The sequence below is a fragment of the Mycobacterium sp. genome (assembly GCF_049802695.1).
GTDB lineage: Bacteria > Actinomycetota > Actinomycetes > Mycobacteriales > Mycobacteriaceae > Mycobacterium.
Window position 1 is genome coordinate 1 of record NZ_JBARMY010000147.1, and the last position, 8,032, is coordinate 8,032.

Consider the following 8,032-nt stretch of genomic DNA (forward strand, 5'->3'; position numbering starts at 1 on the left):
GGGGGAACCGGCAGCACCGGCACGACAGCCGGCGGAATACCCGCCAGTCCGGCCAGGCCCGCAAAACCGCCGAGGGCGCCGACGGGCGCGATCACCGGGGCGGCCAAGGCCGCCAGTAGCGCCGGACTCTGGCTGACGAAAGGCGCGATCTGAGCGATGTGCGTCGGCCAGTCGAACAACTCCAGGCTGACCAGGTACTGAAAAGCTGCCGCCGGGTTGGTCTGCAGGTCAACGCCGAACTGCTGGAAGTCTTCGGTGAGCTCGAGGATTCTGGCCACCCAGTAGGCCGATTGCCCAGGGTTCGTATAGGAGTCGTAGTCGAGTCCGTTGAGCGTGCCCTGAGCCGGGTTCCAGTTGTAGCCGAAGTTCTGCAGGAAGTTCGACAACATGTTGTCGAAGGCGTTGTCGACAGTCGGGTCGTGTGCCACGGCGTTGTTGCCGATACCTGAGTTCTGTAGGAACTGCAGAACTTGCTGTGGCAGCCCCAACGGGTTGTCGCCGCTGTTGTCGTCGGCGGGCTGAGCCGTCGCGGTCGTGTCGGACTTCAGAATCTGGGGCGCCGGCGTTGTCGTAGGCGTCGCCGCGGTCGCCGCGGTGGAGACGGCCTGATAGATGCTCATAGTGGTTGCGGCCTGCACCCACATTCGGACGTAGTCAGCCTCGTTCAGCGCGATCGGGATGGTGTTGACGCCGAAGAAGTTTGTCCCCACCAGTACCGCATGGACGCCGTGGTTTGTGGCCAGCTCACCCAGCGTCGGCATGGTCGCCAACGCAGTGCTGTAGGCACTCGCTGCGGTCTCGTGCTGGGCAGCAGCAGCCGTGCTGTTCGCGCTGGCTTGCGTCAACCACGCCAGATACGGTCCGTAGGCGGCCACGAATTCTTCGGCGGCCGGTCCTTCCCACGCCCCGCCCTGCACCGATGCCAGCACCGCGCTGAGTTCTTCGGCCACCGCGGCGTATTCCGCAGACAGTGACGACCAGGCGCTGGCGGCCGACAGCAATGAACCAGGCCCGGCACCACTGCTGAGCAAAGTTGAATGCACTTCCGGCGGTGAGGCGATCCAGATCGGCGCGGTCATGCATCAGCCGCCCGTGCAGACCACTTGCGACGTCATGACAGACCTTCCTGCGCGGGCGAATTGATTCGGGCAAGCGCAGCTTACTGACTTTGAAAATCATTATCAATAACTGCTTGTCGAGGGATCCGGTGATAGCCGACAGGCCGCCCTGGGCTAGTTGACGGCGATCGGTCACCGGGCAGGGCGGTCAATCGCGTCCTGCAGCGTTGTCCGCAACGCGTGCAGCGCATGGTGCAGGTCCTGCTTGACCAGCCGGTCGTCGGTTTTGAGTTCGGCGGCGATTTGCATCGTCGTCCGCTTCAGGCAGAGCGACCGATAGATGACGGCGCGGTGCCGGTCGGACAACAGGGCTATCGCATCCTTGATGAGGTCCGTGTCGAACGGCACGTCGGTTGAGGCCCGGGTCTGCGCACGCCGCGCCGATTCCGCCCGCGGACACTTCACCGGGCGGTCATTCCGGCCGGCGACCCCTGACTGGAGTCACAGCTGCGGAAAGACGGCGCCATCTGGCATGGCCTCTCATCGACTGATCGATCGTTAATACAACTTGCGTCGAGTTGTATCTGATGTTTACAGACGTCCTAGAGTTGTGTCAACAGGTACATCGTTGTGCGTTATGTCATATGCTGCAGTTGTGCCGGACGCTCCCAACTTTCAAGCCGAGGTCCGCCTGCTGCTGCGCGACCGGGTGTTAGACGCCGCCTATGACCTGGTGTGTTCAGAGGGCTGGCGCGCGGTGAACATGTCGCGCATCGCAATCCAGGTCGGCATCAGCCGACAAGTGCTCTACAAGGAGTTCGGCGCCAAGCAGGCGGTGGGCGAAGCCTTGGTGCAGCGGGAGACGGACCGCTTCGTCGGCGGAGTCGTTTCGGCGATAAAGACGCATCCTGGTGACATGGCGGCGGGTCTGGCCGCCGGCGCCGCCTTCACCCTGCGCGCCGGCGCCGACGACGCCCTGGTGAAAGCGAATATGCAGCGTGCCCGCAATGCGGAGGTCGGCCTGACTCCGCTGCTGACCACCGGGCCCAGGCCGATCTGGGCAGGTGCAATGGATGCCATCGCGGCGGCTGCCCGGGAGTTCTACGAGCTGCCACCATCCATCGAGCGGCGACTCGAGTCGATCGTTGAAGTTGAGGTCCGCTTGACGTTCAGCCATATGTCGCAGCCGATGTGCAGTGTCGACGAGGCGGTAGAGCAGATCCATACCACCGTGCGTGCGCTGTGCCAGGCGGCCAACAATGAAGCCGCGGCGATCTGACGGCTGACGTCACTCAGACCAGCGGGCGGCCCGTCCGGATCCGCCGGTCAAGATCCCACAGCAGCACGTTGAACGGAAAGCGACGGATGAATCGCGGCATGAGGCGGTTGACCGTCCGCAGCATCGTCATCAACCGGTCGAAGCGTCGTTGCCTGGTGGCGTCCCACGGCAGCCGCATCTCGTCGCGGAACCGTTGCGGCAGAAAGCCACTGGTGATCAGCAGCGCGAGACTCTCCGGCAGCCGTCGCAGCGAGCGGGGCAGCGCGATTCCGCGCAGCCGGGCCATCGCGATCGGGTAAAGGTAGGCGCGCACGGCGTCGTCGATGTGGACTTTCTCCAGCGAGTCGCGCCAGTAGCAGTCGAACGCGGGCCGGTCCGGCGGCCACATGTCCGGCGGCACCTGCAAAGTGGTGCCCAGCGCCATGCCTTCGCGGTAATGACGTTCGGCCTGTTCGCCGTCCAGCTCGCCGACGAAGATCCGGTAGACGTCGACGGCGCCCTTGTACAGGCAGGCCGCCACCCACAGCTGCAGCTCGGGGTCGAACGCGTGGTAACGCACCGGACTTTCGGGTGTCGAGTACACCTGGGCGTGCACGCGGTTGACCGCCCGGCGGAAGGCCGCCTTCTGTGTGTCGCTGCCGGCGGTGGCGACGGCCAGATAGGTGAACGTGGTGCGCGCCCGTTTGATCGGGTGCAGGTCGACCCGGCCGCTTTCGACGCGGCTCTCCAGAACGCCGTAGCCAACGCCGGGCCGCGCCAGCTGCATGATCACGTTGGCCGGCCCGGCCAGCAGTGCGAGCCCCGTCAAACCGTCGTCGACATCGGCTCGACGTCCGGGCGCCCGCCTCCGCTGCGCGCGCCCTCGGTCGGGCGGATCGGCGATCTCGCGCTCGACCTGCCCCACGTTTTCACCAAGAGTCATCGACAATGCTCACTAATCTGAGAACGTTTGTTTCCAGATAATCCGCCCGGTTCGCTGCAGTGTCAAGATGGGCGTCATTGATCCTGAGTTCAGGGCAGCCGAGCCGAGGAGTGCGCGCCCTTACCGCGGCGTGGAACCCGCCGACCGCCTGGCCGCTCGCCGCAGCCGCCTCCTTGCCGCAGGCCTCGACCTGCTGGGGTCCGATCGGCACGACGTTTCCGCGCTGACCGTTCGTGGCGTCTGCCGGCGGGCCGGGCTGGCCGCCCGCTACTTCTACGAGAGCTTTTCCGACAAGAACGAGTTCGTCAGCGCTGTCTTCGACTCGGTCATTGCTGATCTGGCCGCCACCACCCAGGCCGCCGTGGCTGCAGCCCCCGCCCGCGAACAAACTCGGGCGGGGATGGCCAACATCGTGCGGACCGTCGCGGGCGACGCTCGTGTCGGTCGGCTGCTGTTCAGCGCGCAGCCGGCCAACGCCGTGCTGGTACGGAAGCGCGCCGAATCCAACGCTTTGTTCGCCATGCTGTCCGGGCAACATGTCGGCGCCACCTTGCAGGTGCCGGAGAACGATCGCATCAAGGCTGCAGCGCATTTCGTGGTCGGAGGGGTGGCGCAGACCATCGGCGCCTGGCTGGCCGGTGAGGTGCGGTTCGAGCCAGAGGAACTCGTCGACCATCTGGCTGCGCTGCTTGACGAACTCGCCGATCCAGCCTTGTACCGGGCGAAGAACGCCTCGCCTGCCGCGCATTTGTGACCAACGCGGAACGTCCGAGCGGACCACGCGGTAAGGTCAGCTTCGGTGCAAGTCGGCGACGAGCTACGAGCCGTCTGCCGCCCGTCGGTCACGGCGGTCTTCGGTGTGGCGGGGCGATGCGTCGCATCGAAATCCTTACTCCAGCAGGCAAACTCGTGAGTGATCCCGTCGGGGTCGTGGAAATAAAATGAACGCGGGTAGACGCTGGGATACAGAATCTAACATCAGGTTCAGTTTTGTCCAGAATCTGATTTTGTGAGGTTTGTCTAGTGATGACGGTGTTCGAGCAGCGAGATGAGCGCACTCAGGCCGCGGCTACCGTCCACCGGTATATCTACCGCAACCGGCCGGCCGAGATGATAGGGGTGCATGTCTGCTCGATCCCATTCGGTTCCGTCATCGCAACCGTGCGATGGGCTCAGTCCTCGGGTCATCGCACACCGAGCTACTCATGCCGAAAAGGTCGGTGGACATGACTCGGGGTATCGGCGCGCCCGGAGTGATCCAGGAGTTCGTCGGGCTGCCGTCGCCCACCGCGCGCCGCGCGGCTGCCGGCGGACACCCATGCCAGGGCTTGTATCACCGCGGGATGGGCCGCAAGCCCAAGGTGGCCATGATTGCGGCCCACTTCCAAATCGACTTCTCCGAGCACTATCTCGCCGACTACATGGCTACTCGTGGCATCGGCTTTCTCGGCTGGAACACCCGCTTCCGCGGCTTCGAGAGCAGCTTCCTGCTCGATCACGCCCTAGTCGACATCGGTGTGGGCGTGCGTTGGCTGCGCGAAGTACGGGGCGTGGAAACCACTGTGCTGTTTGGGAATTCCGGTGGCGGATCCTTAATGGCCGCCTACCAGGCCCAGGCCGTCGAGCCACACGTCACGCCAATGCCCGGCATGCGTCCGGCGGCCGGGCTCGCCGACCTACTGCCCGCAGACGGCTTCGTGGCCAGTGCGGCACATCCCGGCCGTCCCGATGTGTTGACCGCCTGGATGGACGCGGCCGTCGTCGACGAGAACGATCCGGTCGCCACCGACCCAAAACTGGATCTATTCCACGAAACCAACGGCCCGCCCTACTCGGCGGACTTCCTGACCAAATACCGCTCGGCCCAAGTCGCACGCAATCACGCCATCACCGACTGGGCCGAAGCGGAGCTCAAACGCGTTCAGTCAGCGGGCTTTTCCGATCGCCCGTTCGCCGTGATGCGAACCTGGGCCGATCCTCGCATGGTCGACCCGAGCATCGAGCCCACCAGGCGTCAGCCGAATTCGTGTTATGTCGGCCTCCCGGTCAAGGCCAATCGCTCGGCACGTGGCATCGCCGCGGCCTGCACACTGCGGAACTGGCTGAGTATGTGGAGCCTGCGGACGGCGCCGACCCGCGCCGAACCGCATCTGGCCCGAGTCAACTGCCCGGCCCTGGTGATCAATGCCGAGGCTGACACCGGAGTCTTCCCATCCGACGCCCAGCGCATCTACGACGCGTTGGCCGGCACCGATAAGACGCAGTTCTCCACAGACACCGATCACTACTTCACCACCCCCGGTGCGCGCAGCGAACTTGCCGACACGGTCGCCAAGTGGATCGCCAAGCGTTGGCGCTAGAGGCGGACTCGACACTGTCAACGCCGGGGCTGGGCAACCAACCGACCGGTTGTTAGATTGATCCTTAGCGGGCTGGCCGTGGGGAGGGATTTGCCCGGGCAGGTTCAGCCGGGCGAAGCTCGAGGAAGGGTACATCATGCCGATCGCGATCACTCCCGAGCACAATGACCTCGCCGACTCGGTCCGGTCGCTGGTGGCGCGCGTCGCGCCGTCCGAGGTCTTGCACGCGGCGCTGGAGGCCCCGATCGGCAACCCTCCGCCGTACTGGCAGGCCGCCGCCGAACAAGGGCTGCTGGGCGTTCACATCGCCGAATCAGTCGGCGGGCAGGGTTTCGGCATCCTTGAACTGGCGGTGGTGCTGGCCGAGTTCGGCTACGGGGCGGTACCCGGCCCGTTCGTGCCGTCCGCGATCGCCAGCGCGCTGATCTCCGCGCATGACTCACAAGCGAAGGTGCTCGGCGAACTGGCCTCGGGGGCTGCCATCGCTGCCTATGCGCTGAACTCCGGTCTGACCGCCACCCGGCACGGCGACTTGCTGGTGATTCGCGGCGAGGTCCGCGCCGTCCCGGCTGCGGGTCAGGCCGGACTTCTGGTTCTGCCTGTCGCAATCGACAGCGGCGAGGAGTGGATCGTGCTGCGCGCCGACCACCTCGAGATCGAACCGGTCAGAAGCGTCGATCCGCTGCGACCGGTCGCCCATGTGCGCGCCAACGCCGTAGAAGTGGGCGACGACGCCGTGCTTAGCAAGCTGAGCCGCTCGGCTGCACACGCGCTGATCTCCACGCTGCTGTCCGCGGAGGCGATCGGTGTCGCGCGGTGGGCGACTGACACCGCGTCCGCGTACGCGAAGATCCGGGAGCAGTTCGGCAGACCCATCGGCCAGTTCCAGGCCGTCAAGCACAAGTGCGCTGAGATGGTCGCCGACACTGAACGGGCCACCGCGGCGGTGTGGGACGCCGCCCGCGCGATCGACGAGGCGGGCGACGACCCCGCTCTTTTCACCTCCGCCGCAGTCGAGTTCGCCGCCGCGGTAGCAGCGACGCTGGCTCCGGCGGCCGCACAGCGCTGCGCCCAAGATTGCATCCAGGTCCATGGCGGCATCGGCTTCACTTGGGAACACGCCACGAACGTCTATTACCGGCGCGCGCTGTTGCTGGCCGCGTCCTTCGGCCGCAGATCCGAATACCCGCAGCGGGTGGTCGACACTGCGACGACCACCGGGATGCGCCAGCTGAACATCGACTTAGACCCTGATACGGAGAAGATGCGGGCCGACATCCGCGGCGAGGTCGACGCGCTCAAGACCATTCCGCGCGAGGAGCGCAAGGCCGCCATCGCAGAGGGCGGCTGGGTGCTGCCTCACCTGCCCGCGCCCTGGGGCCGGGGAGCCGAACCGGTCGAACAAATCATCATCGCCCAGGAGTTCAATGCCGGACGGGTCAGGCGCCCGCAGATCGGCATCGCGTCGTGGATCGTTCCGTCGATCGTGGCGTTCGGTACCGAAGAGCAGAAACAGCGGTTCTTGCCACCAACCTTCCGAGGCGAACAGGTGTGGTGCCAGCTGTTCTCCGAGCCGGGCGCCGGCTCGGACCTGGCCGGCTTGAGTACCAAGGCAACCAAGGTCGACGGCGGCTGGCGGATCACCGGACAAAAGATCTGGACCACCGCCGCGCAGTTCGCGCAGTGGGGTGCGCTGCTGGCGAGAACGAGCCTCAGCGCCCCAAAACATAATGGCATCACGTACTTCCTGCTGGACATGCAGAGCGAAGGCGTTGAGGTGCAGCCGCTGCGTGAGCTGACCGGGAATGCGATGTTCAACACCGTCTTTATCGACGACGTGTTCGTGCCCGACGACTTAGTGCTCGGCGAAGTGAATCGCGGGTGGGAAGTCAGCCGCAACACCCTCACTGCGGAGCGGGTCTCGATCGGCAGCTCCGAGGCGCCGTTCCTGGCCAATCTCCACGGCTTCGTCGAGTTCGTTCGGGACGGCCAGTTCGACCAGATCGCGCAGAACCGTGCCGGGCAGTTGATCGCCGAGGGGCATGCCGCCAAGGTGCTCAATATGCGCTCGACACTTCTGACGCTGGCCGGCGCCGACGCGATGCCGTCGGCAGCGATCTCCAAGCTGCTGTCGATGCGCACCGGGCAGTATTACGCCGAGTTCGCCGTGTCCACGTTCGGCGCCGACGCCGCGATCGGGGATCCCGACGAGCTGCCCGGAAAGTGGGACGAGTACCTCCTGGCCAGTCGCGCCACCACGATCTACGGGGGCACTTCAGAGGTCCAGCTCAACATCATCGCCGAGCGATTGCTTGGCCTGCCGCGCGATCCGTAAATGATTCATGCCGACCGGACGGCTGTCCGATCGGCATGAACCCTCCTCGTGGTGAGGCGGGCCACCCTGCGTCAAGAC

General features: G+C 65.5%; 7 protein-coding genes. 4 read left to right on the plus strand and 3 right to left on the minus strand.

Going from position 1 to position 8,032, the window contains the following annotated elements:
- Both WA317_RS06065 and WA317_RS06070 read right to left on the minus strand, forming a co-directional pair.
- On the minus strand, nt 1-1,079 hold a 1,079-nt coding region (locus WA317_RS06065; RefSeq protein WP_425172177.1), incomplete at its 3' end, for a PPE family protein.
- A gap of 171 nt (nt 1,080-1,250) precedes the next feature.
- A complete protein-coding gene (locus WA317_RS06070; protein WP_425172178.1) occupies nt 1,251-1,466 on the minus strand; it encodes a hypothetical protein in 216 nt (71 codons plus the stop codon).
- Nucleotides 1,467-1,713: 247 nt separating this feature from the next.
- On the opposite strand from WA317_RS06070, the gene WA317_RS06075 reads away from it, so the two are divergent.
- Entirely contained in the window at nt 1,714-2,337 is a 624-nt protein-coding gene (locus WA317_RS06075; RefSeq protein WP_425172179.1) for a TetR family transcriptional regulator, read from the plus strand.
- 13 nt (nt 2,338-2,350) lie between these two features.
- On the opposite strand, the gene WA317_RS06080 is transcribed toward WA317_RS06075, so the two are convergent.
- Nucleotides 2,351-3,259 carry an oxygenase MpaB family protein gene (locus WA317_RS06080; RefSeq protein WP_425172180.1) on the minus strand — a complete coding sequence of 303 codons (909 nt, stop codon included), beginning with the start codon at nt 3,257-3,259 and terminating at the stop codon, nt 2,351-2,353.
- Nucleotides 3,260-3,326: 67 nt separating this feature from the next.
- Between WA317_RS06080 and WA317_RS06085 the strand changes: the two genes are divergently transcribed.
- The 3 genes from WA317_RS06085 (at nt 3,327) to WA317_RS06095 (ending at nt 7,954) form a co-directional block, all read left to right on the plus strand.
- On the plus strand, nt 3,327-4,013 hold the full coding sequence (locus WA317_RS06085) for a TetR/AcrR family transcriptional regulator (protein WP_425172181.1): 687 nt from the start codon (nt 3,327-3,329) through the stop codon (nt 4,011-4,013).
- A 472-nt stretch (nt 4,014-4,485) separates the two neighbouring features.
- Complete coding sequence (locus WA317_RS06090) at nt 4,486-5,619, plus strand: alpha/beta hydrolase (protein ID WP_425172182.1); 1,134 nt, start codon at nt 4,486-4,488, stop codon at nt 5,617-5,619.
- A gap of 136 nt (nt 5,620-5,755) precedes the next feature.
- Nucleotides 5,756-7,954 carry an acyl-CoA dehydrogenase gene (locus tag WA317_RS06095; protein ID WP_425172183.1) on the plus strand — a complete coding sequence of 733 codons (2,199 nt, stop codon included), beginning with the start codon at nt 5,756-5,758 and terminating at the stop codon, nt 7,952-7,954.
- Nucleotides 7,955-8,032: the final 78 nt, after the last annotated feature.